At 63.2% G+C, this 24,288-nt stretch carries 27 protein-coding genes; 25 read left to right on the top strand and 2 right to left on the bottom strand.

The annotated features are described in order from the left end of the window. Positions 1–89 precede the first annotated feature (89 nt). From ACM0M4_RS23360 to ACM0M4_RS23480, 25 genes are all read left to right on the top strand, one after another. On the top strand, positions 90–302 hold the full coding sequence (locus tag ACM0M4_RS23360) for an AlpA family transcriptional regulator (protein WP_012205952.1): 213 nt from the start codon (positions 90–92) through the stop codon (positions 300–302). Between the two features lie 42 nt (positions 303–344). Beyond that, complete coding sequence (locus ACM0M4_RS23365; RefSeq protein WP_012205953.1) at positions 345–1,220, top strand: ParA family protein; 876 nt, start codon at positions 345–347, stop codon at positions 1,218–1,220. Beyond that, positions 1,204–1,452 carry a hypothetical protein gene (locus tag ACM0M4_RS23370; RefSeq protein WP_012205954.1) on the top strand — a complete coding sequence of 83 codons (249 nt, stop codon included), beginning with the start codon at positions 1,204–1,206 and terminating at the stop codon, positions 1,450–1,452. Before ACM0M4_RS23365 ends, ACM0M4_RS23370 begins: the two co-directional genes overlap by 17 nt. Next, the gene (locus tag ACM0M4_RS23375; RefSeq protein WP_221345433.1) at positions 1,445–3,037 is read left to right on the top strand and encodes a ParB family protein; all 1,593 of its coding nucleotides are present in this window, start codon (positions 1,445–1,447) and stop codon (positions 3,035–3,037) included. The genes ACM0M4_RS23370 and ACM0M4_RS23375 overlap by 8 nt, the downstream gene beginning before the upstream one ends. A gap of 15 nt (positions 3,038–3,052) precedes the next feature. Beyond that, entirely contained in the window at positions 3,053–3,613 is a 561-nt protein-coding gene (locus tag ACM0M4_RS23380) for a DUF2857 domain-containing protein (RefSeq protein WP_026383888.1), read from the top strand. A gap of 3 nt (positions 3,614–3,616) precedes the next feature. Continuing rightward, complete coding sequence (locus ACM0M4_RS23385) at positions 3,617–4,861, top strand: STY4528 family pathogenicity island replication protein (protein ID WP_221345434.1); 1,245 nt, start codon at positions 3,617–3,619, stop codon at positions 4,859–4,861. A gap of 317 nt (positions 4,862–5,178) precedes the next feature. Further along, positions 5,179–5,979 carry a PFL_4669 family integrating conjugative element protein gene (locus tag ACM0M4_RS23390; protein WP_221345435.1) on the top strand — a complete coding sequence of 267 codons (801 nt, stop codon included), beginning with the start codon at positions 5,179–5,181 and terminating at the stop codon, positions 5,977–5,979. Then, positions 5,976–6,503: a DUF3158 family protein gene (locus tag ACM0M4_RS23395; RefSeq protein ID WP_221345436.1), complete on the top strand. Its 528-nt coding sequence runs from the start codon at positions 5,976–5,978 to the stop codon at positions 6,501–6,503. The genes ACM0M4_RS23390 and ACM0M4_RS23395 overlap by 4 nt, the downstream gene beginning before the upstream one ends. 73 nt (positions 6,504–6,576) lie before the next feature. Further along, a complete protein-coding gene (locus tag ACM0M4_RS23400; protein ID WP_012205959.1) occupies positions 6,577–7,017 on the top strand; it encodes a single-stranded DNA-binding protein in 441 nt (146 codons plus the stop codon). A gap of 269 nt (positions 7,018–7,286) precedes the next feature. After that, positions 7,287–9,299 carry a DNA topoisomerase III gene (locus ACM0M4_RS23405; protein WP_221345437.1) on the top strand — a complete coding sequence of 671 codons (2,013 nt, stop codon included), beginning with the start codon at positions 7,287–7,289 and terminating at the stop codon, positions 9,297–9,299. Positions 9,300–9,822: 523 nt separating this feature from the next. Further along, entirely contained in the window at positions 9,823–10,068 is a 246-nt protein-coding gene (locus tag ACM0M4_RS23410) for a hypothetical protein (RefSeq protein WP_012205961.1), read from the top strand. A gap of 329 nt (positions 10,069–10,397) precedes the next feature. Next, on the top strand, positions 10,398–10,610 hold the full coding sequence (locus ACM0M4_RS23415) for a hypothetical protein (protein WP_003158617.1): 213 nt from the start codon (positions 10,398–10,400) through the stop codon (positions 10,608–10,610). Between the two features lie 21 nt (positions 10,611–10,631). Further along, the gene (locus ACM0M4_RS23420) at positions 10,632–11,024 is read left to right on the top strand and encodes a hypothetical protein (RefSeq protein WP_012205962.1); all 393 of its coding nucleotides are present in this window, start codon (positions 10,632–10,634) and stop codon (positions 11,022–11,024) included. A 212-nt stretch (positions 11,025–11,236) separates the two neighbouring features. Continuing rightward, positions 11,237–11,974 carry a hypothetical protein gene (locus ACM0M4_RS23425; RefSeq protein WP_012205963.1) on the top strand — a complete coding sequence of 246 codons (738 nt, stop codon included), beginning with the start codon at positions 11,237–11,239 and terminating at the stop codon, positions 11,972–11,974. Between the two features lie 94 nt (positions 11,975–12,068). Further along, positions 12,069–12,347 carry a hypothetical protein gene (locus ACM0M4_RS23430; RefSeq protein WP_012205964.1) on the top strand — a complete coding sequence of 93 codons (279 nt, stop codon included), beginning with the start codon at positions 12,069–12,071 and terminating at the stop codon, positions 12,345–12,347. A 280-nt stretch (positions 12,348–12,627) separates the two neighbouring features. Next, positions 12,628–13,440, top strand: a complete 813-nt coding sequence (locus ACM0M4_RS23435) for a hypothetical protein (RefSeq protein WP_012205965.1) — start codon at positions 12,628–12,630, stop codon at positions 13,438–13,440. A 378-nt stretch (positions 13,441–13,818) separates the two neighbouring features. Beyond that, the gene (locus ACM0M4_RS23440) at positions 13,819–14,733 is read left to right on the top strand and encodes a DUF3577 domain-containing protein (RefSeq protein ID WP_026383897.1); all 915 of its coding nucleotides are present in this window, start codon (positions 13,819–13,821) and stop codon (positions 14,731–14,733) included. Between the two features lie 150 nt (positions 14,734–14,883). Further along, entirely contained in the window at positions 14,884–15,711 is an 828-nt protein-coding gene (locus ACM0M4_RS23445; protein WP_026383898.1) for a DUF932 domain-containing protein, read from the top strand. A 95-nt stretch (positions 15,712–15,806) separates the two neighbouring features. Beyond that, positions 15,807–16,505 carry a DUF3275 family protein gene (locus ACM0M4_RS23450; RefSeq protein ID WP_026383899.1) on the top strand — a complete coding sequence of 233 codons (699 nt, stop codon included), beginning with the start codon at positions 15,807–15,809 and terminating at the stop codon, positions 16,503–16,505. 94 nt (positions 16,506–16,599) lie between these two features. Next, the gene (locus ACM0M4_RS23455) at positions 16,600–17,007 is read left to right on the top strand and encodes a hypothetical protein (protein ID WP_026383900.1); all 408 of its coding nucleotides are present in this window, start codon (positions 16,600–16,602) and stop codon (positions 17,005–17,007) included. An 83-nt stretch (positions 17,008–17,090) separates the two neighbouring features. After that, complete coding sequence (locus tag ACM0M4_RS23460) at positions 17,091–17,741, top strand: hypothetical protein (protein WP_026383901.1); 651 nt, start codon at positions 17,091–17,093, stop codon at positions 17,739–17,741. A gap of 64 nt (positions 17,742–17,805) precedes the next feature. Next, positions 17,806–18,927, top strand: a complete 1,122-nt coding sequence (locus ACM0M4_RS23465; RefSeq protein WP_033936261.1) for a DUF6094 domain-containing protein — start codon at positions 17,806–17,808, stop codon at positions 18,925–18,927. Between the two features lie 168 nt (positions 18,928–19,095). Continuing rightward, positions 19,096–19,341 (top strand): plasmid related protein, encoded by a 246-nt coding sequence (locus ACM0M4_RS23470; RefSeq protein ID WP_425313817.1) that lies wholly within the window; start codon positions 19,096–19,098, stop codon positions 19,339–19,341. A 69-nt stretch (positions 19,342–19,410) separates the two neighbouring features. Further along, positions 19,411–19,716, top strand: a complete 306-nt coding sequence (locus tag ACM0M4_RS23475; protein ID WP_026383904.1) for a hypothetical protein — start codon at positions 19,411–19,413, stop codon at positions 19,714–19,716. Between the two features lie 136 nt (positions 19,717–19,852). Continuing rightward, on the top strand, positions 19,853–22,132 hold the full coding sequence (locus ACM0M4_RS23480) for a helicase-related protein (RefSeq protein ID WP_033936264.1): 2,280 nt from the start codon (positions 19,853–19,855) through the stop codon (positions 22,130–22,132). A 451-nt stretch (positions 22,133–22,583) separates the two neighbouring features. Here the strand turns inward: ACM0M4_RS23480 and ACM0M4_RS23485 are convergent, their stop codons facing one another. Both ACM0M4_RS23485 and ACM0M4_RS23490 read right to left on the bottom strand, forming a co-directional pair. Beyond that, on the bottom strand, positions 22,584–23,372 hold the full coding sequence (locus ACM0M4_RS23485; protein WP_026383907.1) for a hypothetical protein: 789 nt from the start codon (positions 23,370–23,372) through the stop codon (positions 22,584–22,586). A gap of 6 nt (positions 23,373–23,378) precedes the next feature. Further along, on the bottom strand, positions 23,379–24,281 hold the full coding sequence (locus ACM0M4_RS23490) for a WYL domain-containing protein (protein ID WP_026383908.1): 903 nt from the start codon (positions 24,279–24,281) through the stop codon (positions 23,379–23,381). Between the last annotated feature and the right edge of the window lie 7 nt (positions 24,282–24,288).

A 24,288-nucleotide genomic window follows, 5' to 3' on the forward strand; every position in this document is an offset into this window, starting at 1 on the left:
AGATTGCATTTGCAATGTCTTTTCGCTGCCGTGTCTATTGAATAGAGGTCACGCCAACAAACGCCACTGAGCGTTCAGGAGTGACCGCCATGTCGCAAACACCTGTACTGCCGCCAAACGAGCGCCGCATCCTGCGCCTGGAAGAAGTCGAAGCGAAATCCGGTTTCAAGCGCGCCCACATCTACAACCTGATGAAGAAACGCCAGTTCCCGCAGGCGCTGCGTCTGGGCGTGCGCGCCGTGGGCTGGGACTCCATCGAAATCGATCAGTGGATCGACGAGCGCGTCAACAACAGGGCCTGACCCGTTCTCCCGCGGACTTTCCATCCTGACACGGAGAACGCCATGCAGGTCGTATCCATCATTTCAACCAAAGGCGGGGTCGGCAAGACCACCACGGCCGCAAACCTGGGCGGTCTCGCTGCGGACGCCGGGCTGCGCGTGCTGTTGCTCGATCTTGATGTGCAGCCCACCTTGTCCTCCTACTACGAGCTGGCCCATCGTGCGCCGGGCGGTATCTATGAATTGCTGGCCTTCAACGAGCGTGACCTTGGCCAGCTTGTGTCCCGCACGATCATCGCGGGCCTGGACTTGGTGCTCTCCAACGACCACCGAGGCGAACTGAACACTTTGCTGCTGCACGCGCCAGACGGGCGACTGCGGCTGCGGCACCTGCTGCCGATACTGAACCCCCTCTACGACCTGGTGCTGATCGACACCCAGGGCGCGCGCTCGGTGCTGCTGGAGATGGCGGTGCTGGCCTCCGACCTCGCGCTGTCGCCAGTGACCCCGGAAATCCTCGCCGCCCGCGAACTGCGGCGCGGCACCATGCAGTTGCTGGCGGACATTGCGCCGTACCGGCAGCTGGGTATCGAGCCGCCGCCGCTGCACCTGCTCATCAACCGCGTCCATCCGGTGTCCGCCAACGCCCGTCTGATCCAGCAGGCGCTGCGCGATCTGTTCCAGGGCCACACCGGCATTCGGGTTCTGGCCACCGACGTGCCGGCCATTGAGGCTTATCCGCGTGCCGCGACGCGCGGTCTGCCGGTGCATCGGGTCGAGTACCGCCAGCCAGTGGGCAGAGTCGCTCCCGCCGCGCTCGCCACCATGCGCGATCTTGCCGGCGAATTGCTCCCGCAGTGGCAGGATCGATTTGCCGCAGTGTCCGGCCGTCCGCCACAGCCTCTTGATACCAGGAGGCCCCATGGCCAACGCACATGAACTGGCCCGAGGCCACAGCCGGCTGCGCGCCCTGATCGAGTTCGCCGTCGGCGAAGGCTGGCACGTCAAGCGCACGGCGGGCGGTCACCTCAAGTTCACCAAGGCAGGCTGCGCCGCGATCTACACCAGTTCGACGGCCAGCGATCACCGGGCAGCCCTCAACGCCCGTGCGCAGATCCGTCGTGCCGAGCGCGAGACCCGATCCCAAGCGCAGGGAGGCGGCCATGACTGAGATCACCTCCCAGCAGATGGCCGGCAAACTGCTTGCGTCCGGGTTCGAGCGCAGCGGCCCGTCAGCAACGACCTTGAGCGACCCGATCGCCGACACGCCCATGGTCGTGACGCTCGACCAGTTGCACCCCTACGACCACGACCCGCGCAAGAAGCGCAATCCGGTGTACGAGGAAATCAAGGCATCCATCCGCGAGCGTGGCCTGGACGCGGCTCCGGCCATCACCCGGCGGCCCGGCGACGATCACTACATCATCCGCAATGGCGGCAACACGCGACTGGCAATCCTGCGCGAACTCTGGTCGGAGACCAAGGACGAACGCTTTTTTCGGGTCTCATGCCTGTTCCGCCCGTGGCCCGAGCGTGGTGAGATCGTCGCGCTCACCGGGCATCTTGCGGAAAACGAACTGCGCGGTGGCCTCACCTTCATCGAGCGCGCTTTGGGCGTCGAGAAAGCGCGCGAGTTCTACGAACTGGAAATCCGCTCCACCCTGAGCCAGTCCGAGCTGGCTCGCCGCCTGGCCGCCGACGGATACCCCGTGCAGCAATCGCACATCAGCCGGATGGCCGACGCCGTACGCTACCTGCTGCCCGCAATCCCGACCGTGCTCTACGCCGGCCTGGGGCGTCACCAGGTCGAGCGGTTGTCGGTCATGCGCAAGGCCTGCGAGCGCACCTGGGAGCATTACGCCAAAGGCCGCTCACTGGTTCAGGACTTCGACGAGTTCTTTCAGGAAGTGCTGTCGCAATTCGATGTCCAGGCCGACGAGTTCTCTACGCAGCGCGTACAGGACGAACTGATCGGCCAGATGGCCGAATTGCTGGACGTCGATTACGACGTGCTCGCTCTGGACATGACCGAATCCGAGAGCCGCCAGCGTGCCTTGGTCAGCGAGCCGACGCCGCCCTCGACACCGCCTGCCTTGCCAGAGCCAGAGGCCATCGCGCGCCCACCTGTCGATACCGCGCCACCCGCCGCGAAGCCTGCGGCAACGCCATCAACGGGCAAAAGCGACACGGATGGCAGCCTGCTTCAAGAGCACATCGTCTCCCCGGCGCCGACAACCGAACGGCTTGAGTCCATCCAGCGCATGGTCGCCGACCAGTTGGGCGATGCACTGCCGCGCGACTTCTCGGCGAACGTCTTGCAGTCCATCCCGGTGCAGGCTGGCGGGCTCTATCCGATCTCGGATGTCTGGTACATCGCCCCCGGCCTGGACACACCCGAGCACCTGCGCATCCACGTCGCGCAGTTCGCCCGCGAGATTGCGGTCGAGGCAGACCTGGGCAAGTGCATCGATGACCGCCCAGACGGTATCGGCTTCGCCTGCCGTGCCCATACCTCAAGCCTGGCGCCAAAGGGCCGTGCCGTCCATACGCTGTTGGCTTGCCTGGCCGGTCAGCAGCCCGCCGACGTCGGTCTGGACAACGGGCAAGTCGTCATCGACCTGCCGGCGCTGCTGTACGGCCAGGGCGACGTAACCCGAAGATTGAGCGACACCGCGCTGGTCAAGCTGTTCCGCCTGCTGCGACTGGCCCGCCGCCTGCTCGATCTCGAAGCCGGCGCTGCGGACTCTGGAACCTAAGCGAGGGAGGCCAGCATGTCCACAGCACACCCACTCAACCAGGCTGTCATCGCCCAGGCCCTCTATGACCTGCGCAATGGGCAACTGCGCCGCTGCAAACTGATGGGGTTTGGCGAGGCAGAGCTGGACGCCCTCAAGCATCCCGCGCTGATCAGCGTGCTGGCCAACGCCAACGTCTCCTGGTGCTCAGTGACGGTCAACCGCGAAGTGCTGCGGCGGCTGCTCCAGCAGGCGCAGGACGTGGAGAAGGAAATCGCCACAGTCGATCGCATGCTCAGGCTGGGCGCGAGCACGGAGATGGTCAGCAAGTTCTATGGCTTGACGCATCAGGAAGTAGCGCTTCGCCGTGAAATCCTCGGTCTGCCCAAGCGCAAGGGTCGGCACCCCGTGCTGGGCGAGGAGCAGGACACGGAGCTGTGGCGGCAATGGAAGGCCGTGACCAACAGCAGGACCGTCGATCTCGAAGACGAAACCTCCATCCTCGATGCTGCCATGGACTTGGCCGAAGGCATGTCGCTGCCTCTGTCGGTGGTCTGGGCCTCGATCAAGGGCTGGGTCGATCAGGGATTGGCTTGAGTCATGGCCGTGGACGACACCGCACCACGAGTCCGACGCCAAGGCCCCATCGCACTCACAGAGCTGTTCGATGCTGCGCTGAAAGACCTTGCCCCCAAGCCCGCCCCCAGCGCACCTGCGTCTACACCTGCACAGTCGCCCACGCCCACATCTGGCGATGCTTTCCTGTTCAGTGGCAACCGGCACGAGACGGTGCCACGCAAGTTGTTCCTCGACCGCCGCTTGACGCCGCTGGAACGAAACGCCTGGCAAGTGTTCCGGCTGATGCTCAACGACGATGGCGTGACCGCATTTCCCACCTACGAGCAGCTACGACCCTGGCTGGCGTCCATGCCCTGCGCAGGCCAGGCCTCGCATGAAACCGTGGCACGGGCGCTGACACTGATGCGCCTGACCCGCTGGCTGAGCCTGGTTCGGCGACGGCGTGACCCCAAGACCGGCCGCATCCTCGGCAATCTGTACGTGCTGCACGACGAATCCCTGACGCCGTTCGAGGCCATGCAGCTCGACCCGGACTACCTGCAACTCGTCAGCCAGGCGCTCGGCCATTCTGCCAAGGCCGTGCAGATCGTGGGCCTGCACACGCTCAAGGAAATCGGTGAAGACCCATTACTGGCCGGACGCACCCTCCCGTCACGGTTGCAGGTGATGGCCGAACGTCTCGCCAACCAGGACCTCATGGCCAGCGATAGTTATCCACAGGAAGACGCCATTCACCATTCCGAAGAAGGGGCTCCGAGCCTTCTTCGGAATGGCGAACGCCCCTCTACGGATTCCGAAGCAGGGCCGAAACCCGCGCCAGACGTCTCTCTTCGGAATCCGAAGCAGGCCCGTACAGTACGTAGTAGTTGTATTAATGAAATACGTACTACTGCGCAGGCGCGCGCGCTGGACGATCTGCAATGGCCCAAGCGCTTTGCGCAACTGAAGGCGGAACAGCAGGCGGGTGCCAAGGTGGCATTGCAGCAGGTTGATCCCTCGCTGAGGCAGGACGTGCTGGACGAATGGGCCGCGCGTTGTAGCAACCACGGCATCCGCAATCCCGCAGGGTATCTGTTCGGCATCATCCAGCGGGCCATCCACGGTGAGTTCAATGCCTGGGCCAAGAAAGACCCGCCACCGGCACCCACTCAGCCAAACGAACGGCCACCACCCGCACCACCACCCCAAACGCAGGGTAAGCCGGTGCCACCAGAAGTCGCCAGGCAGCACATCGAGCGACTACGAGATCTGCTCGCCAGCAAGTGAGCCGACCGACAAGGCGGTGAAGTGGACGCCCATGGATGCCAGTAGAGCTATCCCCTGGGGATAGTTCCACTGTTGGGAAGGATGTCGCGCAGTCGCAGACCTGGCCTCGAACATCTGCCGCAGCACCGGCGTTGCCCACCCTGATCCCGACCTGCAGCGTTCGTTGGCGCTCCATGGAGCTATCCCCAGGGGATAGCTCGCGCCGCATGCGGCCACCACGCCCTGAACCGGGGTCTGGCAGGTTTCGGATTGTTGACTGACTGCCTTCCGCTTCCTGCCGAAGCTGACCGCTCCTTTTCCCACAACGAGCGGACACCATGGCAACCAATGAACCTCTGCAACTGAATCTCGGCTCCCTGCGCAGCGCGATGTCGCTGACGCTTCACACGCACCACGCCTCGCGCATCTGGCATGGCCGTGCCGCCGCCGAGGGGCGACCGGGCATCGTCGGCCTGAACGGCTACATCGCCCAAATGAACAAGATGCGGCGTGGTTCGGAGCAGGACGACCCGTACTCGGATTGGTGGATGCTGCGCATCGAGGTCAAGCTCGACCAGACCAAGACCACGCTGCAATCGCTGCGCGAGCAGGTGGATCAGGCGCTGGCGAGCGTGCCGTCGGCACTCAGCCTGGGCGAGAACCTCAACGTGCAACCGGTCAAGTTGCCGCTGTTCGTCAATGCGCAGCTCGGCTTTGCCGCCGTCTATCTGCTGGCCGACTACGACGACATCGCCCGCAAACTGATCCTCGCCCACCACACGGCGCTCATCGACCGCAGCACCTTGGAGCGCTGGCTTAACGAGGGTGCCCATGCACTGCGCAGCCTATTCTCGCTGGCCCAGCAATACCGCTATTCGGGCTGCACGCGCGACGACTTCGTGTCGAAGAACGCCGCAGCACGGGCGGCGTTGGAGAAATTCGGCGAACTGCCGCAGGACGTGCTGGAAGGCACGCGCCGCTCGAAGTTCGCGCCGCCCATTGTGCGCCGTGGCCTGCAACAGCGTGCTGAGAGTCCTGCTGCAGCGCCTGCCCCCACCGACGAGGCCGCCACCGACGAGCCCGCCACTGACGCAGCACCCGAAATCAGCGCCGGCGAGGTCGAGGACGAGCAGGCATGAGCGATCCGAACCGCGAACCCCGCTACTTCCAGGGCCTGCAACAGGCTGCCTTCATGAAGCTGGAACACGCTGCCTCTCTAAAAGGCCTTTTAAAGCCTTTTAAGGGTAAGGGGGATCTTGAGGCCTGGGCCAGCCAGTGCTTCGCCATGCGCGACGAGTTGATTGGCTTGACGCAGCGGCAGGTGCTGCAACAGGCAGTCGGGCATCCCTTCCACCTACTGCCCGTGGAGTTGGCCCAGCAGACCACGGGCGCAGGCACGGCGTTTTTGCGCTGGCGCAAGCACGACCGCTCAGCCATGGGCGTAGCCCTGTGGCAGGAATTGATGGCGAGCACCGGCACGCCGGTCAACCTGCTGGCCGAGCTGCACGCGATCGAGCTTCAACGCATCACGCTGAACATGCAGATCAGCCTGTTGCACACCTTGGGCAGGCAGGCCCAGGAGTGCGCCAGCAAGGCCGCCAAGGCGGAGGACGCCTACCTGCGACGGCTCAAGTCCATCCCACCTGGAGTGCGTGATCGGTGATGGCATCGGACACCCCAGTACGCGCCCGACGCCGACGCGGCACGGGTATTTCAACCACCATGGAGATTGCAACATGAGCACGCATTTTTGGGGTGAAGGCAACATTGGCTCACCGCCCGAGTACCGGGAGTTCCCCAACGGCAACGACGAGCCGCGGCGCTTGCTGCGGCTGAACGTGTACTTCGACAACCCCGTTCCCACCAAAGGCGGCGACTTCGAGGATCGCGGCGGTTTCTGGGCACCGGTGGAAATCTGGCACCGTGACGTCGCACACTGGAAGGATCTGTACCAGAAAGGCATGCGCGTGCTGGTCGTCGGACGCATGGAGCGCGAACCCTGGACGGACAATGAGGATCAGCCGCGCGAAACCTGGCAGATCAACGCGCGCAGCGTCGGCATCCTGCCGTTTCGCATCGAGTCCGTGACCCTCAGCCCGAAGCCGCAGGATGCGGAGGCAAAGTCCCAGGCCGCCCAGGAACCGGCTGCGCCAAAAGAGCCGCGGCGTAGGAAGTGACCCGGTATGAGCCGGCCACTGTTCGCCGCTCCATGCACCCGCGAGCTATCCCCAGGGGATAGCTCCATCAACGTCCACCGGCTTCCACGCGCTCCCGAAAATCGCGGCTCCCGGCCCGCACCCCCCGGCTGCACGCCATCTCCACCCCAGCCATTCCATCCCGTGAAAGAGGTCGCCACCGCTCGCGACTTGTTTGCTGCTGCCCTTGGCGGTGCTCGGCATCCTCGATTCCAGCAACTCAATGAACCACGGAAATCGGATGGACGGACATGCGGCTGTTCTTGTGCGAGAAGCCCTCCCAGGGCAAGGATATTGGCCGGATTCTCGGCGCGACGCAGCGCGGTGAAGGCTGCCTCAGCGGCTCCGGCGTCACGATTACCTGGTGCATCGGCCATCTCGTAGAAGCGGCAGCACCCGAAGTCTATGACGCGGCGCTCAAGCGCTGGTCACTGGAGCAGTTGCCCATCATTCCCCAGCAGTGGCGGGTCGAGGTCAAACCCAAGACCGCCACGCAATTCAAGGTCGTCAAGGCGCTTCTGGCGAAGGCGACCCATCTCGTCATCGCCACCGATGCCGACCGCGAGGGCGAGCTGATCGCCCGCGAGATCATCGACCTGTGCGGCTACCGTGGTCCCATCGAGCGCTTGTGGCTGTCGGCGCTCAACGATGCGTCGATCCGCACCGCGCTCGGCAAGCTGCGACCGTCGTCCGATACGCTGCCGATGTATTACTCGGCGCTGGCGCGTTCGCGGGCAGACTGGCTCGTGGGCATGAACCTCAGCCGTCTTTTCACGCTGCTCGGGCGGCAGGCGGGCTACGACGGCGTGCTGTCGGTCGGACGTGTCCAGACCCCGACCCTGAAGCTGGTCGTTGATCGCGACCGCGAAATCACGGCTTTCAAGTCGGCGCCGTTCTGGGCCATCGACGTGTCTCTGTCCACAGAGGGTCAGGCTTTCTCCGCGCAGTGGGTTGCGCCCGACGGCTGCACCGACGACGCCGGTCGTTGCCTGCAACAGCCGGTCGCCCAGCAGGCGGCGCTGCAGATTCGCGTCGCGGACAACACCCAGGTGGTGTCGGTCGAGACCGAGCGCGTGCGCGAAGGCCCGCCACTGTTGTTCGACCTGAGCACCTTGCAGGAGGTCTGTTCCAAGCAGCTCGGGCTGGACGTGCAGGAGACATTGCAGATCGCCCAGGCCCTGTACGAGACGCACAAGGCCACGACCTACCCGCGCTCGGACTCCGGCTATCTGCCCGAAAGCATGTTCGCCGAGGTGCCCGCCGTCCTGGACAGCCTGCTCAAGACCGATCCGTCGCTGCGCCCGATCATGAGCCAGCTCGACCGCTCCCAGCGTTCGCGTGCATGGAACGACGGCAAGGTCACGGCGCACCACGGCATCATTCCGACGCTCGAACCCGCGAACCTCTCTCCTCTGAGCGAGAAGGAACTGGCGGTGTACCGGCTGATCCGGGCGCATTACCTGGCGCAGTTCCTCCCGCACCACGAGTTCGACCGTACCGTGGCTGAGTTTTCCTGCGGCCAGCAGATGCTGGTGGCCACCGGTAAACAGGTGGTCGTCAAAGGCTGGCGTCTGGTGCTGGCCGAACCGCAAGCGGATGAGGACGGCGACGACGCGGCGCGCAGCCAGGTGCTGCCCCCGCTGCGTGGGGGCCTGGCGTGCCAGGTGGCTGAGGTCGAGATCAAGGCGCTCAAGACGATGCCGCCCAAGCCCTACACCCAGGGCGAACTGGTCAAGTCGATGAAGGGCATTGCGCGCTTCGTGACCGACCCGCGCCTGAAGCAGAAGCTCAAAGACACGACGGGCATCGGCACCGAGGCGACGCGGGCCAACATCATCAGCGTGCTGATCGCCCGTGGCTACATCGTGAAGAAGGGGCGCTCCATTCGCGCATCGGATGCGGCGTTCACGCTGATCGACGCCGTGCCCGCAGCGATTGCAGACCCCGGCACGACGGCAGTGTGGGAGCAGGCGCTCGACATGATCGAGGCGGGACAGCTCACCCTGGACGTATTCCTCAGCAAGCAGGCCGCCTGGATTTCGCAGTTGATCGCGCAGTACGGCAGCATGTCCCTGTCCATCAAGCTTCCCCATGGGCCAGCATGTCCGCAGTGCGGCGCAGCGACGCGCCAGCGCACCGGCAAGAGCGGCCCATTCTGGTCGTGCAGTCGCTACCCCGACTGCAAAGGCACGCTGCCGGTCGAATCCGGTACGCCCAAGCGTGGCGCTTCGCGCTCGCGTAGCAGCGGCCGCAAAGGCGCCTGACTGACTCCGTTTCCCGTGGGCCGCGCCCTGTTTCAAAGGCGTGGCCCGTGTCCCGCACGCCCCTGCGGGTCGCCCAGCGCGCAACACCTTCTTGTCCGTGTGCGCGTCCCGCCCAGCCGTCCCCGGCTGCGGGACCTGAAGGTAGCTTTTCCGCGAACCGTCTCCCGCGTGTTCTGCTGGTCTGTGTTTCTCCCGCCCACTGCGAAGGGTCCCCCGATGGCTTACCAGGCAGCGCGAGCCACCCGGAGACCCTTTGTGGTCAGCGGTATTCGGTGCCGGTGCCCACCGGCGCAAAAACGGGCTCCCTTTGTGCGCGGATGTGCGCCAGACGATGCCGGCCCCAGCCACGACATGGGCCGGGTGTGATTGCTGATGAGCAGACGGTTCTAGCGACGACCGGGCCTGCAACAGCCCACGGGTGGTTATTTCCTCCCGAGCCGAAGGTCAGCGAGCCTTCGGCATCTTCATCTCGCCGATCAACGTTCCGAGCCAACGGCCGGCCACAGCAACAGGAAACCGACGCATGCAACAACCGGAGAAAGTACGAGCCGCGTTCGAGCGCGACCTTGGCAACAAGGTGCTGTTCATCAAGGGCGGCAAACTGCTGTTCATCGATGGCATCAATCTCAAGGCCATCGCCGACCGTAAGGCGTATTTCGCTTCGCTGCGTGCGCGGCAGGCGCAACCCATTGTGGTCCTGGCCGAACTGGGACAGGACGAGGCATTCGCCCTGTGGAAGCAGCATGTCCTGGGCGACACGACCGAGTGAGCCAACGCACCCACGCCCCCCCTGACAGCCCGCACTCGATGCGGGTTTTCTGTCTCTGCGCCCATCAATCCGGGCTGGGCCGAATGTCGTTTTCCAACTGACGCAGCGCGGCCCCCGGACGAAGCTGCCCGCATGTTCGCTGATTCGTCAGCACATGCCAGCAGCCATGGGTTCCAGGCTGCCGTGGGTTCTTCCCGCGTAACCCGCCAGTCCGTATCGCATCAAGTCTGCGGACACGCGTCCCCGTGACGCCGATGCTTTTTATCCACCGCGTGCGGGAGCTGCCATCCCGTGAGGGACAAGGCCCCGCTTTTCCAAGGAGCCTACCCATGTCCCACAAAGCCTCTTTCGGCCAGTTGGCCTTGACCTATTGCGGCAAGTTCCTGCCGCTCGAAGTCCTGCAAAGCGCCGCCGGCCACTACATCGGCACGCGCGATACCGAAGGTCCCGTTTCGCGGGAATCGCACGAGTACTTCCGCAGCCATGCGGCGGCTCAACGTGCCCTCGAAAGAGGCGGCTGGTCCCAGCTCGCCATTCCCTGATCCAACTGGAGGAATCACGCCATGAATCAACTGCTGCCGCAGGAAGTCGTCGATCAGATCATGCGGGAAGAGCAGCATTTCGCTGCCGCGCCCCAAGCCTTCTTCGAGGCATGGAAGCGTGGTGCCGAGATCGCTGGCCCCGAATGGTTCGGCGACGGCACCCGTGACGGCCTGAACCAGGCCAAAAGCAAGTGGGATCTGCGTCCCAACATGCTGCGGCTCAACGATGCCCTCGGTGTCCTGAGCAGCGGGCAACGCATGTTTCTGTCCGCCATGGTCAGCTTCTACAACGCGCACGAGGGCGGTGCCATGCTCAAACGCTGCCATTTCCACGGGCTGTCGGACTTCGACGGTCTCGACTTGGAACGCCGCAAGGTCATTGCCGACTTGATGCTGAACTACAGCGGCTGGTGAGCCCGTTTCCGGCACACCCCCGTCTTTTCGTTCCCCACGAGGGACATGCGCCCACACAGCCATGTCCCTCGATTTCCTTTCCGTTGCCCAGCGTAAAGCGGCTGAATCAAAGCCAACGATCAGCGCCGACTGACGCATTTTCCCCTTTCAACCCACCGGGTCCAATTCCCGGTGGCGGGAATTGGCTCCATTATTCAATCTGGAGAGTTCCCATGTCCCAGAATCCCAATCCCTTTCTCCGTGGCTACTGGAATTTGAAGATCGTCCGCACGCTGTCCATCAGCTACGAGGACGGAATTCCGCATGTCTGGCGAAACATCCACCCGAGCCAACAACATCTTTCCGACGAGGAATTGATTTCATCGTCCTGCATCGTCACCAGCGATTTTGCGGTGGTCACGAACGGCTCTGAACCTGTGAGTGCCGAAGCACTGGCCGAATGCGATGCCGATGAAGGCGTTAACGGCGAAGGCGTGATCGGTGCCGTGGTCTATGCCATTCATGGCGAGGACTTCGACGGCCGCCTGATCCACGTCGGTGACAGCTATTCGGTCGAAGCCGCGCGGGAAGTTGTGCAGCGCCTGAGTTTCGAGACCGGCTACTACAGCCGATGCTGGGAGATCAGCAGCGCGCACATCAGCCAGGAAACCGGCCAGTACCTCGCCAACCTGGCGGACCTTGCCACGCCGGAGGCCTTTTTGTTCATCGCCTTTCGGGTTCCGTACAGCCCGGCGATCGGCGTCAAGCTGATCTCCACGCCCTGGACGGACAAGAACCTGGAGCACGCCGAGGGCATCACCGCCGAGCAGCTTCGGCAGGAGCACCGCAGCAAGGGCATGCCCGCCGACCTGGCGAACATCCTGGAGCTGGCTGGCCAGGCCGATGTGCGCATCCTCATCCTCGACGCTGACGCGCCCGTGTTGCTGGGCCTGCCGCTGGCCGAGCCCTAGCAAACACACCACGCGCCCACCTTCCTCTTTGCCCTCCATGCCAGCCCGTCTCCTTTCTGGGAGCCGGGCTGGTCCAATTCCATAGGAGCACTTTATGTTCCCCGACCTCATCTCGCCCGCACGCGACTTCGAGCATCAGCTTGGAGCCTGCGTCAACGCCATGGGCCAGGACGACGCCATCGGCCAGATCCTGGTATTCGAGCGCTTGAGCGGCATGCTGCACATGCGCCATATCGCCAGCGCCGATCTGGCAGACACCGACATTGATGCCTACGAAATGGTCGTCTTCGACGGCGGCAATACCGGCGGCGACTCGTGGAAGCACGTGTTCTTTCCACGTCAGCGCGAACACTACTTCGTGTACCAAGTCTGACCACCCAGCCGCTTTCGAGGGGCCTTTTCTTGTCGCGGCGCAGGAAAGCGGGTGCGGCGCGGTGCGGTTTCCTGAGCGCAGGCCGCTCACTCAAGGGCCATCTTTACCCCATGTTCGTCGGCGTTGCCGACACATGCCCAGGCAGCCAAGACCTTCAAGGCTGCAAGCGCGGGAAACCGTGCTGGTTGTTTCTTTCTACGGACGCATCGCGCCCATCCACCCACAAGGGACCTCTCCCTTGCGGGCGGGGAATCCCTTGTTCTTCCTCAAGGAGATTCACATGGATCGCTCTCTTATCAAGACCCTGATGCCTTCGCTGGTCGCAGGCCATGTGCCCCGCAACGTGCGGTCGTTCAAGTACCGCGTGTTCGATGATCAGCCACAGTCCTCGACACTGGGCTTTGTCATTGATCCCCAGCCCTTCGACGGCAAGGTGGTCGCAGCCAGCGAAGACGCCATCGTCGTCAAGCTCAAGCCCAGCGAGTTCGCGGTACTCGATCCCAACCTGGTGACCACCGTTCCCAGCGAGGGCACCAAGGTGCATGTCCAACCCTATGCCCGTCGTCGTTTCGACGGTCTGCGTGCGGACACGCCAGAAGAGCGCACCGAGATGATGTCCGACGGCACGCCCTACACCGTCAAGACACACATCCTCGGCTCCGCGCCGGCCAAGTTGCCCATTCCCGAGCCGCAGTGCATGGAACTGGGTCAGCTCATCGAGCAGTTGGAGGAAATGCCGGCGCCCGACGGGTTCCGGCGCATCACCCACATGCTGGTCGATGCGGGCGCCCACGACTTCACCTGGGTCGATCCGACGCCGTCCAGGATCATCGAAACGCCTCCGGCGATCAGTTTCACGGTTTCGACCGCGAAGTTCGCCGGCCAGGTGACGATCCTCTACCAGCCCGGCAGCGATACCTATGCGGTGGAGCTGCGCCGCGACGGCGAGTTGGTCGATCGGCACGACGAGGTGTATTTCGACATGCTCGGCGAAGTGCTGGAGCGACTCATAGACGACGGGCGCTGGCGCCTGATCGACGTGAGCGTGATCGGCGCGGAGACGTCCCGACGGCGCCGCGCTGTACCGGCGTGACACCACGAAAAGTACCAGGCGACCTGCCCCCACAGGCTCTCCCTCCATTCGGAAGGAGGGCCTTTTTTCTGCCGTGGGAGATTTCATCAAAGGGAATCGATCGGATACCGATTGATGGCTGCCTCGCGCGCGAGGCCTGGCCATGCTGAGCCCATGCCTGCTGACGTTGTCAGCGACATGCCAGGCAACCATCGGTCTTCGAGGTTGCGGCGCAGTTCCCACTGCGTGACCGAGCCAGCTCGCACCGCATCCATCCGCGAGCGGCCACCAGTCTCTGGTGGTGGATGCTTTCGCCTTATCAACCCATCGCGGGGTTACGCACCTTTCCCCGCTGCGTGGGGCCGGTGTGTCTCCGCTTCATCCCTATGGAGATTCACCATGAGCACCACGTCCAACGAGAAATCGTATTTCGACCTCCACACCTCGGGCATCGGTTACATCCAGCGTGCCCGTGAAGTGCCTGTTCGGGGCGGCCGCCGTGCGCAGCCTTTCCTGGCATGCACCATCGCCGCGCTGGTCGGTTCCGCAAAGGATCCCAGCTATCGCTATTTCGACGTCAAGGTCTCGGGTGCCGAGGCCAAGAAGCTGGTCGAGCGCTACATCGGCGTTGACGATCCCAAGCAGCGCCCACTGGTGCGCTTTCGCCTCGGCGACCTGTGGGGCGATGCGTATATCCGCGACAAGGGTGAGCAGAAAGGCCAAGCCGCCGCGTCCCTCAAGGCGCGACTGCTCAAGGCCGAGCCGCTTGACCGGGCCGAACTGGCTTCGATCAGGCAGCACGAGCTGGTCACCCGCGGCATCGGCTACCTCAGCCGTCCGAAGGACGTCACACCCAAAGATGGCGACCCGTTCCTCTCTTGCACCGTCGCCGCTCTGGCCGGGCCTGTCGATGAACCGGAGTATCGGTACTTCGACACCATCGTCACCACCCCTGAAGCCGAGCATCTGGTTCGCCGGTGCGTGCAGGCCATCGAAGGGGACTGCAAGGTGCTGATCGCTTTCCGTCTCAACGACATGAAGATCGATCCGTACATCCGCACCAAGGGTGAGCGCGCTGGGGAACCGGCCGCAAGCCTGGATTCGACACTGATCCACATCGGCCTGATCAAGATCGACGGCACCAAGGTCTATCCGACGAGCCCCGCGCAAGCAGATTCGCCGCCGGCCCAGGACGCTCCCGCGCCCGAAGCCGAGGACGCCGCCCCCGCTGCAGATCAGCCTGCCGAGCCCGCCGAGTGCGAGCCCGAAGGTGAAGTCGAGGAGCAGGAGCCGGCATTGGCTGCTTCGTTCTGATCCGGCATGGCCCCTCATGGGGCCTTGCCGCTTCTCCTTGCTGCATCTGCAGCGTCCTCCATCCGCATAGCGCGCTCGCGCATTTCTTCCCCCGAGTTCCGCGTGGTCAGACGGCCGCGCGGTTGTCGCATTTTTCACAGGAGAACAGCCATGTCTCTGGCATCCCGTTTTGCTCCGCAGTCCCCGATCCTGCGCTCAGATCGCCCGCTCTCGGACGACCGCATTCGCGCCATTGCTCCATCAATCTTCGCCGACGCTCCGCATGGGAGCCGATCCGAGCGGTATGCCTACATACCGACCTCGACCGTGCTCGCCAAGCTGCGCCAGGAGGGTTTCGAGCCCTTCATGGTGTTCCAGACGCGCGTGCGCAACGAGGATCGGCGCGAGCACACCAAGCATCTCATCCGACTTCGCCATGCCAGCCAGATCAACGGCGACGAGGCGAACGAGATCATCCTGCTCAACAGCCACGACGGCACGAGCAGTTACCAGATGCTGGCAGGCATGTTCAGATTCGTCTGCCACAACGGCCTGGTCTGCGGCGATACCACCGCCGACATCCGTGTCCCGCACAAGGGGGATGTGGCCAGCCAGGTGATCGAAGGCGCCTACGAAGTCCTTGAAGGCTTCGAGCGCGTGAAGGACTCGCGCGATGCGATGCGCACCATCACCCTCGATGAGGGCGAAGCAGAAATCTTCGCGCACTCAGCGCTGGCACTCAAGTACGACGATCCTGCCAAGCCGACGCCTGTCACGGAGCGTCAACTGCTCGCGCCCAGGCGCTGGGACGACCGCAGGGATGACCTGTGGGCCGTCTTCAACCGTGTCCAAGAGAACCTCGTCAAGGGGGGCCTGAATGGACGCTCGGCCAATGGCCGCAATCAGCGCACCCGCCCGGTGCAAGGCATCGACCAGAACCTGCGCCTGAACCGGGCGTTGTGGCTCCTGGCCGAAGGCATGCGCCAGCTCAAGGCGTGATGCCAAGTGGACCTTGCCCACCTCGGGCGAGGTTCATTTCCTCTCATCCACCGGCTGCCACCAGCCGTCCGTCATTCATCATCAGGAGTACCACCATGACAGCCAAATCGGCATCCGAGCAATCGGTTTCGCCCATCATCGTCCCCGGCCAGCTCACGCTGCGTACCATCCGCGGCAAGAACGGCCCCTTCACGGTCGGACGCCTCGCCACGCACCTTGGTACGTTCGAGGTCAAGGACCCGGAGCTGGAGCAATACCCCGAAGGCAAGTACGACGGGGAGTTCATCATCAGGTACATCTTCCCGAAGTCCTACCCGGTCGGTGGCGGCATGCGCTTCGAGATCCGCGCCAGCCTGGACGGAATGACGCTCTACGACATCGACAAACTGAGCCGTGACGAGGCACGCAGCTTCGCCACCCAGGATCTCGATCCACTTGATGAAGAGTTGGGCGCACAGCCTGCAATAACGCCGGCAACACCGGCCAAGCCCAGCAAAACTTCCAGGCCCGCCAAGCCCGCACCAGTGCAGGCATCCACGGACCCGCTGGTTGATACCACGCCCTTCGGCGTGGATGCGCCGACGCCCTCTGCGGCAACTGCTCCCGGCAGTACCGAAGATGGCGACGCCGCGCTGTTCAGCCTGCTCTGGCCGCTGGGCGAGTCCGTCAAACTGGATTCGACCATCGACCGCCGCACCTTGCGCGCGCAGATCTTCCGCCTGGGCGAGCTGGGCTACGCGCTGGACTTCAAGACGCAGGAGTGGAGCCGCCAGGCCGAACTGCAACCTGCGTAGTACTGGACACAGCATCTGCGGTGTACTTCATCCACCCGCTGGGGGCCTTCCCCACCGGGGAGGCTTCTGGCTCAATTTTTCCAGGAGGCCTCTCATGGGCTGGTATTTCTCACCCCAATCGCGGTCTGAACTGATCGCGGAGTTGATTGCACCGCAAGAGACCGAGCGCGCCAGCGTTAAGGTCATCGCCCACGCGCTGCGTGGCAACGTCCTCTGGTCTGTTACGCAAGTCACAGCCAAGGCCGAAGGCGTACACCGTGATCTCGCACCGGGCCAGTCCCTGTGCACCATCCGCTGCGATCTGCTGGAGCGCAGCGGCGGCCAGTGGGGCTACAAGCCGCTGGACGAATCCATGCACCCGTACTACTACTCGTGCCCGCTGTCCTATCTGGACCTCGCACCGGAGCAGTCCGCCGAATGGCGTGCAGGCGTTCGCGCCTACCACGCAAAGCGGCGCACACCCAAGGCAAGCACAGCCCCAGCTACGGCGCTGACGGTCTGAACCAGGGCGTTTTTCTTTCCACCCCAAGGGGCAGTGCTTGCCCCTGCGGGCGGTGCTGTTCCCTCTCATCCGAGGACATCACCATGCCCGCAAACACTTCCTCCACCACGCTGTACCGCATCGACGAATGCCCGGACGTGATGGCCGACGCTTGCGTCGGCGATGACCAGGGCAACCTGATCTTCCTGTCGATCTGGGCGCGGGACACCGCCGTCCAGCAGTTCCTGGCTCGCCTGACCCTCGGGCGCGACGAGCAGGGACTGGAGCAGTTCCACCTCATCACCGACCAGGGTGGCAGCGTTCCGGTGTTCGTCGGCAACGTCGATCGCCTGGAAAAGCGCATGACCCGCGCCTACCGGCGAACGCTGTTCGGTTCGCTGTCCAACGTGTGGCTGTTCGATCGGCGCTGCGTCAAGCCCGACAAGGCCAACGCCAGCGCACTGGCATTGCTGCCCCGCGATAGCGACCACCGATTTGACCGCCTGTGGCCGTTGGTGCAGGACACCTGCCCACTGCCACTGCTCGACCACTGGCGCGAAACCGTGCTGGAACTGCTGCAAAGCCGCGAGATGCTGACCCGTTTGCCATTCGCCCTCGGGCCTTTGGTGGGCCATCGGCTCGCCATCGACGTGCCGGCGCTGACCCAGGCGCTCGGCTCGCTGATCCGCAGTGACGTGCTCACCGCCTACCCATACCCGGCCAAAATTTGGACGCCGGAAACGGTAGCGGCTTGAACCACCTGCGCAGGTACGCCAAGGCCCGCCTGCGCCATTTATCCCCGCCAACCAGGAGACTTCCATGGCTCTCATGTTCCCGCGGCTCGCCCGCAATTTCGTGAAGAACGGGTACTTCCCGACCGACGAACCGACGCTCGAAAGAGCCCTCAATGCACTGATGCCCAGTGCGCCTGAATCCAATGGACCGATGTGCATCCTCGATCCCTGCGCCGGCGAAGGCGTGGCGATTGCCGAAGCGGCTCATGCCCTGGGGCGCGAGCAGGCCAAGGCGTTCGCCGTCGAGTTCGACGCAGAGCGGGCGCGCCATGCCCGCAGCCTGGTCGATCACTGCCTGCACGCGGATCTGATGGATACGATGATCTCCAAACAGTCCTTTGGGCTGCTCTGGCTCAATCCGCCGTATGGCGACCTGTCCAAGGACGTCAACGGCAACATTGGCTATCAGGGTCAGGGCCGAGCCCGCCTCGAAAAACTGTTCTACCAGCGCACGCTGCCCCTGTTGCAGTACGGCGGCGTGCTGGTTTTCATCGTTCCCGGCTACGTGCTCGACGCCGAGCTGGTCGGCTGGCTGACGCGCCACTACACCGACCTGCGCATCTACCGAGCGGTGGAAACGCAGTTCAAGCAGGTGGTGATCTTCGGACGCCGGGTGCGCCAGCGCGAGCAGACGCCCGATGGCGTCAAGGCCGTGCGCAATCTGCTGCTGCAGGTTGGGCTTGGCGAAGTCGAAGCCGAGGAGCTGCCGAGCGAGTGGCCATTCCTGCCGTACATCGTCCCCGCCAGTCCGGCCGAGCCGGGGCATTTCTTCCGCGTGACGATGGAGCCGGAGCAGTTCGCCGATGAGGTTGGCAGGCTGCAAGGCCTCTGGCCGTCGCGGGATACGCAGTTGGGAGCCGCGCAGCAGACGCTGCGTCCTCCGGCGCGGGCCTTGTCCCACTGGCATCTTGCCCTCGCTCTGGCCGCGGGCGCGATCTCGGGAGTTGTGCAATCCAAGACGGGTCGCGTGCTCGTCGTCAAAGGTGACACCCACAAGGACAAGACGCTCCAGCGGGAATTCACCGAACGCGAAGACGGCTCGATTGCCGAGACGCGCATCCTCACCGACAAGTTCGTTCCCGTGATCCGCGCGTGGGACATGACGCCTGGCTCCCCGACACGGGGCGAGGTGTTGACCATCCGCTGATCGTTTCTCCACCGCCGACAGTTCGCCGTCGATTTTTTCCACCCACCGGGGTCCAGTCGCCCCGATGGGGTGCCGTGGCCCCTCCATCTCCAGGAGCCTTCCATGGCAGCCCAAGCACTTTCCATCAGCCAGACACCGAGCCTGCGCTTCTCGCCAGGCCAGGTGGTTATGACCATCGGCGTCGATGACCTGGTCCAACAGGGCCGGCTCAACCCGACGCCCTATCTGCGTCGCCACCTCGGCGGCGATTGGGGCGATCTCGACGACGGCGACAGGCAGCAGAACGATGCCGCGCTGAAGTCCGGTGAGGATCGCCTGTTCTCTTCCTACCAGGTCGCACCCGGTCTGAAGCTCTGGATCATCACCGAATGGGATCGCAGCGTCACCACGCTGCTGCTGCCCAGCGGGTACTGATCTTCTCCAACGCGGGGCCACCGACACCCCGCAAGGGTGCTGTAGCCCCTTCACTCTGAAGGAAGCCACATGACCTCCAACCAACATGACAGGCATCGCCGCAAACGGCTGTTCGAGATCGGTGCACTGGAGTTCAGCGAAGGCGTCGAACGCCTGATGAACGAAGGCCGGCTCGATCCCATGCCGCTTTTCGAACGCCACATGCGTGGCGACTGGGGCGACGTCGCGGACTACCAATGGCAGCAGAACAACGCTGCGTTGGAGTCTGGCGAACGCCTCGACTCGTTGTACGTCGTCACCCGTGACCTGAGCATCCATATCTTCACCGAAGCAGATCGCAGAGCGACCCGCATCGTGCTGCCGTCCGAGTACTGACCGCGAGTTGTCACCGCAGGCCACGAGCGCCTGCACTGTCCAAGCACCGACGGTTCGCCGTCTCTCTTCCCACCACGGGGCATGTCATCGCCCCGCTGGGGTGGTGCATGCCTCATTCTTTTTTTGGAGCACCACCATGTCTACCGATCTTGAAACCACTGCCATCGAGACTGCACCCGCACAAGGCGATCTGCTTGAAGCGGAATCCAACCATCTCACCCTGAGCCTTCAGGATTTTGTCGGCGAGTTCGGCGACGAACTGCTCGATTCTCTCAACCGCGCCAACCCGCCGGTCTATGTTGGTCAAGCACAGGCGCTGCGACAGCTCGTCGTTGCCAGCCTCAAGCGCAAGCTGTTCCAGGCCCAGGCCGACGTTGTCCATGCCGCAGCCGAGCTGCTGGTCGATCAAGGCGAACGCGCTGCGATCGTCAATGGCGAAATGGGCTGCGGCAAGACGACCGTCGGCATCGCCACGGCCGCGGTGCTCAACGCCGAAGGCTACCGCCGCACCCTGGTGCTTTCGCCTCCCCACCTGGTCTACAAGTGGCGGCGCGAGATCCAGGAGACGGTGGCCGGTGCCAAGGTCTGGGTGCTCAATGGCCCGGACACGCTGGTCAAGCTCATCAAGCTGCGCGAGCAGTTGGGTGTGCCGCCCACGGGCCAGGAGTTTTTCATCCTGGGGCGCGTCAGGATGCGGATGGGGTTCCACTGGAAGCCGGTCTTCACCCAGCGACGCACCCGCCACGGCGACGTGGCAGCGTGCCCGGACTGCGGCACGGTCATCACCGACCTCGACGGCGAGCCGGTCAACCCGGTCGCGCTCGAAGCCGAGGAGTCCCGCAGGAAGTGCAGCCACTGCGCCGCGCCCCTGTGGACGCTGATCCGCCCGCGTAGTCTGTCCGGCAGCGACCAGTCCTCGGTCGTCCTCAAAGCCTTGAAGCGCATCCCGACTATCGGGGAGGTTACCGCGCAGAAGCTGATGCAGAAGTTCGGTGACGGTTTCCTGGCGTCGATGCTCGGCGACAACATCCACGAGTTCATCAACCTCATGGATGGCAACGGCGAGCTGGTGTTTTCTGACCGTCAGGCCACGCGCATGGAACGTGCGATGGCCAACATGGAGTTTGGCTTTGGCGAGGGCGGCTACCAACCGTCCGAGTTCATCAAACGCTACCTGCCGCAAGGCACGTTCGACCTGCTCATCGCCGACGAGGCACACGAGTACAAGAACGGTGGCAGTGCCCAGGGCCAAGCCATGGGCGTGCTGGCGGCGAAGGCTCGCAAGACCTTGCTGCTGACCGGCACGCTGATGGGCGGCTACGGCGATGATCTGTTCTATCTGCTGTTCCGGGCATTGCCTGGACGGATGATCGAAGACGGCTACCGCCCGACCACGAGCGGCAGCATGACCTCGGCTGCGATGGCGTTCATGCGCGATCACGGCGTCCTCAAGGACATCTACTCCGAGAGCGCCGGCACGGCGCACAAGACGGCCAAGGGCACCAAGGTATCGGTGCGCACGGTCAAGGCTCCCGGCTTCGGCCCGAAAGGCGTCTTGCGCTGCATCCTGCCGTTCACGATCTTTCTCAAGCTCAAGGACATCGGTGGCAACGTCCTGCCGCCGTATGACGAGGAGTTTCGTGAAGTCCAGATGGACGTGGCGCAAGCTGCGGCCTACCGCGATTTGGCGGGTCGGCTGACCGCAGAGCTGAAACAGGCTCTGGCGCGACGCGACACGACCTTGCTGGGCGTGGTCCTCAACGTGCTGCTGGCCTGGCCGGATTGCTGCTTCCGGTCGGAGACCGTGGTGCATCCACGCACGCGCAACACCTTGGCGTTTGTCCCGGCTCAGTTCAATGAGTTCGAGATCAGTCCCAAGGAGCGTGAGCTGATCGATATCTGCAAAGCGGAGAAGGAACAGGGCCGCAAGGTTCTGGCATACACGGTCTATACCGGCACGCGCGACACCACGTCGCGCCTGAAGGGGCTGCTGGAGCAGGAAGGCTTCAAGGTGGCGGTGCTGCGCGCAAGCGTGGATGCCAGCCGCCGCGAGGACTGGATCGCCGAGCAACTGGATCGGGGCATCGACGTGCTTGTCACCAATCCCGAGCTGGTCAAGACGGGACTGGATCTGCTGGAGTTCCCGACGATTGTGTTCATGCAAAGTGGCTACAACGTGTACTCGCTCCAACAGGCAGCACGCCGCTCCTGGCGCATCGGGCAAAAACAGCACGTGCGCGTGATCTACCTCGGCTACGCCGGTTCCTCGCAGATGACCTGCCTGGAACTGATGGCCAAGAAGATCATGGTCTCGCAGTCCACCTCGGGCGATGTGCCCGAATCGGGGCTGGATGTGCTCAACCAGGACGGCGATTCCGTCGAGGTCGCACTGGCCCGGCAACTGGTCGCTGCCTGATTCCCACGCCCGCCGGCCTCGCGCCGCCGGCTTTCCGTTGTTCCCATCTTGCAGCCCCAACCGCGTTCTTCGTGGGCGGGGCTGCGTTTTTTATTATTCACGATCACTCCAGTACCGCAATTTACTGGACTGCGCCGAGGCTCGATACAGCAGGTGTATCAATAACATAGGCTAGCTCAACATATGCCGGTGCTTTCCGAAGCTTGACCCGGCTTCCCCTCGCGTGGCTCCCATGCGGCTCTTGGAAACCGGGCTTTCTGAGGAGTCATCATGGCGAAGATCAAGCCGAAACGGCTGGCCGAACCGATCAACAGGTTGATCGCGGTAGTTTCGGACCTGCATCGCAATCACACGACTGCCAGCCAAGAGGCATGAACATCTCCATGCCTGAACTCATCTTGCGGGCAATTACTCAGCGGCGCTAAGAGCCAGCTTGAAGATGGAATGAGTCTCAGTCCATAGCCGTTTTTAGTGCTCTTTTCCGCGGGACCGAAGAAGACAAAGACGGCAAGCACTCGAATAGGCGTTCTGCGTAGACGAAGCCCATCCGTCTGACCGAATCCTGATCGAAATACAGCAGCCAAGCCGCAAGTAACGCCAGCGAAACGAGCAGCGTCAAGCCTGCGGCGAGTCCTGGATCAGCAAAATGCATAGGGTTGAAGTGGGGAGGTGCGACCTGTAGAACCTTTGCAATCAACAATCCGTAGAGGATGCCCAGGAGACACGACACGATACCGACGGGCTTCATCGCCAGCATGTTGCGATGAAATCCATAAGCGATGTTCTCTTTCAGCAAGAGCTGCTTGTTTGAGCGCGTGAGTTCGCGAAGTCGTTTGGTTGCTCCTATGTACGTGTCGTCTGCCTGCTCGGGATTGGCCGACTCTTCTTCCGCTGTTGGCATCGCGATGCCGAGCTTGCCTGTGATTGCCGTGTGGTAGCGCTGCTTGCTGACACCATCGAGAAACCTGTCGCGATGGCGCAGCGCAATGGTGGTGGGCATGCCGCCCCACTTGGCAACTAAGATTTCTTCGAGTTTTTTACCGCGCCCACGGGCCACACTCGCAAGCGCATAAATAGCCCCGCAACCACCAAGCAAGCCGATCACGCCCGTAAGAATAGGGTGCTTGGCTCCGTAGACGCACAACAACGGCACTAGTACCGGCAAGGCCACAAGAAGTCCAGGAACAACGCGTGCCTTACGCTCGTAGGGGTCCTTGACCAGTTCAAAAATTGTTGTCATGTGAAGTCAAGCCTGTGCCGTCAAGGCATCAATGTATGGTTGGATTTCATCGCGATTTTTCAGCGTAATCTGTTGCGCGAGCGGGTCGGGGGCTTCCTTGGTATGCAAGCCTAAACGCCTCAGCGTGTAGTACAGAAACGCTTGGCGGCATGGAAGTTTGGCCTGTCCGTCTTCCATGCCGTAGTCCAGTTCCAAGACCCGTTTCTTGGCCGCAGGTAAATCGGGATGAGGTGCAAGCACCAGCATCAGCACCGTATGCCAATGTGCATCCTGGCTGGCGTCCACTTGGCTCGATTCGAAGCCTTCAATGCGCAGGATTCGGGCCAGGACGAAATCGCTGAAGCGTCGACGCTTGTGGCAAAACGCGCGCATGTGCCAGCGAAAACCATCGTTGCCAAGGGCGTGCGGGGATAGCAGGCGTATCGACTCGTCCAAGGACGTCATGGACTGGTAGCTCACCCGAATGGCTTCCTGTTGCCGAATCGCTCGGACCACTGCTTCGACGGTCTGTTCATTGATCGTGCGCCAGGGGGAAGGTGCCCAATCTGTCTCCGGTGCAGAACCGATGAAGCTGGCCGTCGGCTCGACAACTCCCATCTTGGTCGCTAGCAGCTCTGCTAGATAGCGTTGCGCCGAGCTTCGTTGATAAAGCGGGTGAAAACTCGGCGCTGCCGTGTAGGTCTTGGAACTGCGGTCGTAAGTCAGGTTGCTCGGCGCCAGTTCCGTGTACTTGGCAATGTCCAGTGATGCCTGCGGGACCGAAATGCCAAAGTGCTCGGTGAGATCCATCCGGTTGATGCGCCGCTCCCAGCGCAGACGGAAATCGATGAATTGAAGTCTGCTCTCCAACCCCCAACTTAGCCCCTTGGGCTCAGCAGGTTCGGCGGCAGGAACGGAAGGCTCTTGCATCAGTAGC

The sequence above is a fragment of the Pseudomonas sp. 18-147 genome, assembly GCF_051048045.1.
Classification (GTDB): domain Bacteria; phylum Pseudomonadota; class Gammaproteobacteria; order Pseudomonadales; family Pseudomonadaceae; genus Pseudomonas; species Pseudomonas aeruginosa.

What these genes read in the sequence shown, in the direction of transcription:
- ACM0M4_RS23360 (WP_012205952.1), top strand. Translation starts at nt 90, where the DNA reads ATGTCGCAAACACCTGTACTGCCGCCAAACGAGCGCCGCATCCTGCGC.
- ACM0M4_RS23365 (WP_012205953.1), top strand. Translation starts at nt 345, where the DNA reads ATGCAGGTCGTATCCATCATTTCAACCAAAGGCGGGGTCGGCAAGACC.
- ACM0M4_RS23370 (WP_012205954.1), top strand. Translation starts at nt 1,204, where the DNA reads ATGGCCAACGCACATGAACTGGCCCGAGGCCACAGCCGGCTGCGCGCC.
- ACM0M4_RS23375 (WP_221345433.1), top strand. Translation starts at nt 1,445, where the DNA reads ATGACTGAGATCACCTCCCAGCAGATGGCCGGCAAACTGCTTGCGTCC.
- ACM0M4_RS23380 (WP_026383888.1), top strand. Translation starts at nt 3,053, where the DNA reads ATGTCCACAGCACACCCACTCAACCAGGCTGTCATCGCCCAGGCCCTC.
- ACM0M4_RS23385 (WP_221345434.1), top strand. Translation starts at nt 3,617, where the DNA reads ATGGCCGTGGACGACACCGCACCACGAGTCCGACGCCAAGGCCCCATC.
- ACM0M4_RS23390 (WP_221345435.1), top strand. Translation starts at nt 5,179, where the DNA reads ATGGCAACCAATGAACCTCTGCAACTGAATCTCGGCTCCCTGCGCAGC.
- ACM0M4_RS23395 (WP_221345436.1), top strand. Translation starts at nt 5,976, where the DNA reads ATGAGCGATCCGAACCGCGAACCCCGCTACTTCCAGGGCCTGCAACAG.
- ACM0M4_RS23400 (WP_012205959.1), top strand. Translation starts at nt 6,577, where the DNA reads ATGAGCACGCATTTTTGGGGTGAAGGCAACATTGGCTCACCGCCCGAG.
- ACM0M4_RS23405 (WP_221345437.1), top strand. Translation starts at nt 7,287, where the DNA reads ATGCGGCTGTTCTTGTGCGAGAAGCCCTCCCAGGGCAAGGATATTGGC.
- ACM0M4_RS23410 (WP_012205961.1), top strand. Translation starts at nt 9,823, where the DNA reads ATGCAACAACCGGAGAAAGTACGAGCCGCGTTCGAGCGCGACCTTGGC.
- ACM0M4_RS23415 (WP_003158617.1), top strand. Translation starts at nt 10,398, where the DNA reads ATGTCCCACAAAGCCTCTTTCGGCCAGTTGGCCTTGACCTATTGCGGC.
- ACM0M4_RS23420 (WP_012205962.1), top strand. Translation starts at nt 10,632, where the DNA reads ATGAATCAACTGCTGCCGCAGGAAGTCGTCGATCAGATCATGCGGGAA.
- ACM0M4_RS23425 (WP_012205963.1), top strand. Translation starts at nt 11,237, where the DNA reads ATGTCCCAGAATCCCAATCCCTTTCTCCGTGGCTACTGGAATTTGAAG.
- ACM0M4_RS23430 (WP_012205964.1), top strand. Translation starts at nt 12,069, where the DNA reads ATGTTCCCCGACCTCATCTCGCCCGCACGCGACTTCGAGCATCAGCTT.
- ACM0M4_RS23435 (WP_012205965.1), top strand. Translation starts at nt 12,628, where the DNA reads ATGGATCGCTCTCTTATCAAGACCCTGATGCCTTCGCTGGTCGCAGGC.
- ACM0M4_RS23440 (WP_026383897.1), top strand. Translation starts at nt 13,819, where the DNA reads ATGAGCACCACGTCCAACGAGAAATCGTATTTCGACCTCCACACCTCG.
- ACM0M4_RS23445 (WP_026383898.1), top strand. Translation starts at nt 14,884, where the DNA reads ATGTCTCTGGCATCCCGTTTTGCTCCGCAGTCCCCGATCCTGCGCTCA.
- ACM0M4_RS23450 (WP_026383899.1), top strand. Translation starts at nt 15,807, where the DNA reads ATGACAGCCAAATCGGCATCCGAGCAATCGGTTTCGCCCATCATCGTC.
- ACM0M4_RS23455 (WP_026383900.1), top strand. Translation starts at nt 16,600, where the DNA reads ATGGGCTGGTATTTCTCACCCCAATCGCGGTCTGAACTGATCGCGGAG.
- ACM0M4_RS23460 (WP_026383901.1), top strand. Translation starts at nt 17,091, where the DNA reads ATGCCCGCAAACACTTCCTCCACCACGCTGTACCGCATCGACGAATGC.
- ACM0M4_RS23465 (WP_033936261.1), top strand. Translation starts at nt 17,806, where the DNA reads ATGGCTCTCATGTTCCCGCGGCTCGCCCGCAATTTCGTGAAGAACGGG.
- ACM0M4_RS23470 (WP_425313817.1), top strand. Translation starts at nt 19,096, where the DNA reads ATGACCATCGGCGTCGATGACCTGGTCCAACAGGGCCGGCTCAACCCG.
- ACM0M4_RS23475 (WP_026383904.1), top strand. Translation starts at nt 19,411, where the DNA reads ATGACCTCCAACCAACATGACAGGCATCGCCGCAAACGGCTGTTCGAG.
- ACM0M4_RS23480 (WP_033936264.1), top strand. Translation starts at nt 19,853, where the DNA reads ATGTCTACCGATCTTGAAACCACTGCCATCGAGACTGCACCCGCACAA.
- ACM0M4_RS23485 (WP_026383907.1), bottom strand. Translation starts at nt 23,372, where the DNA reads ATGACAACAATTTTTGAACTGGTCAAGGACCCCTACGAGCGTAAGGCA.
- ACM0M4_RS23490 (WP_026383908.1), bottom strand. Translation starts at nt 24,281, where the DNA reads ATGCAAGAGCCTTCCGTTCCTGCCGCCGAACCTGCTGAGCCCAAGGGG.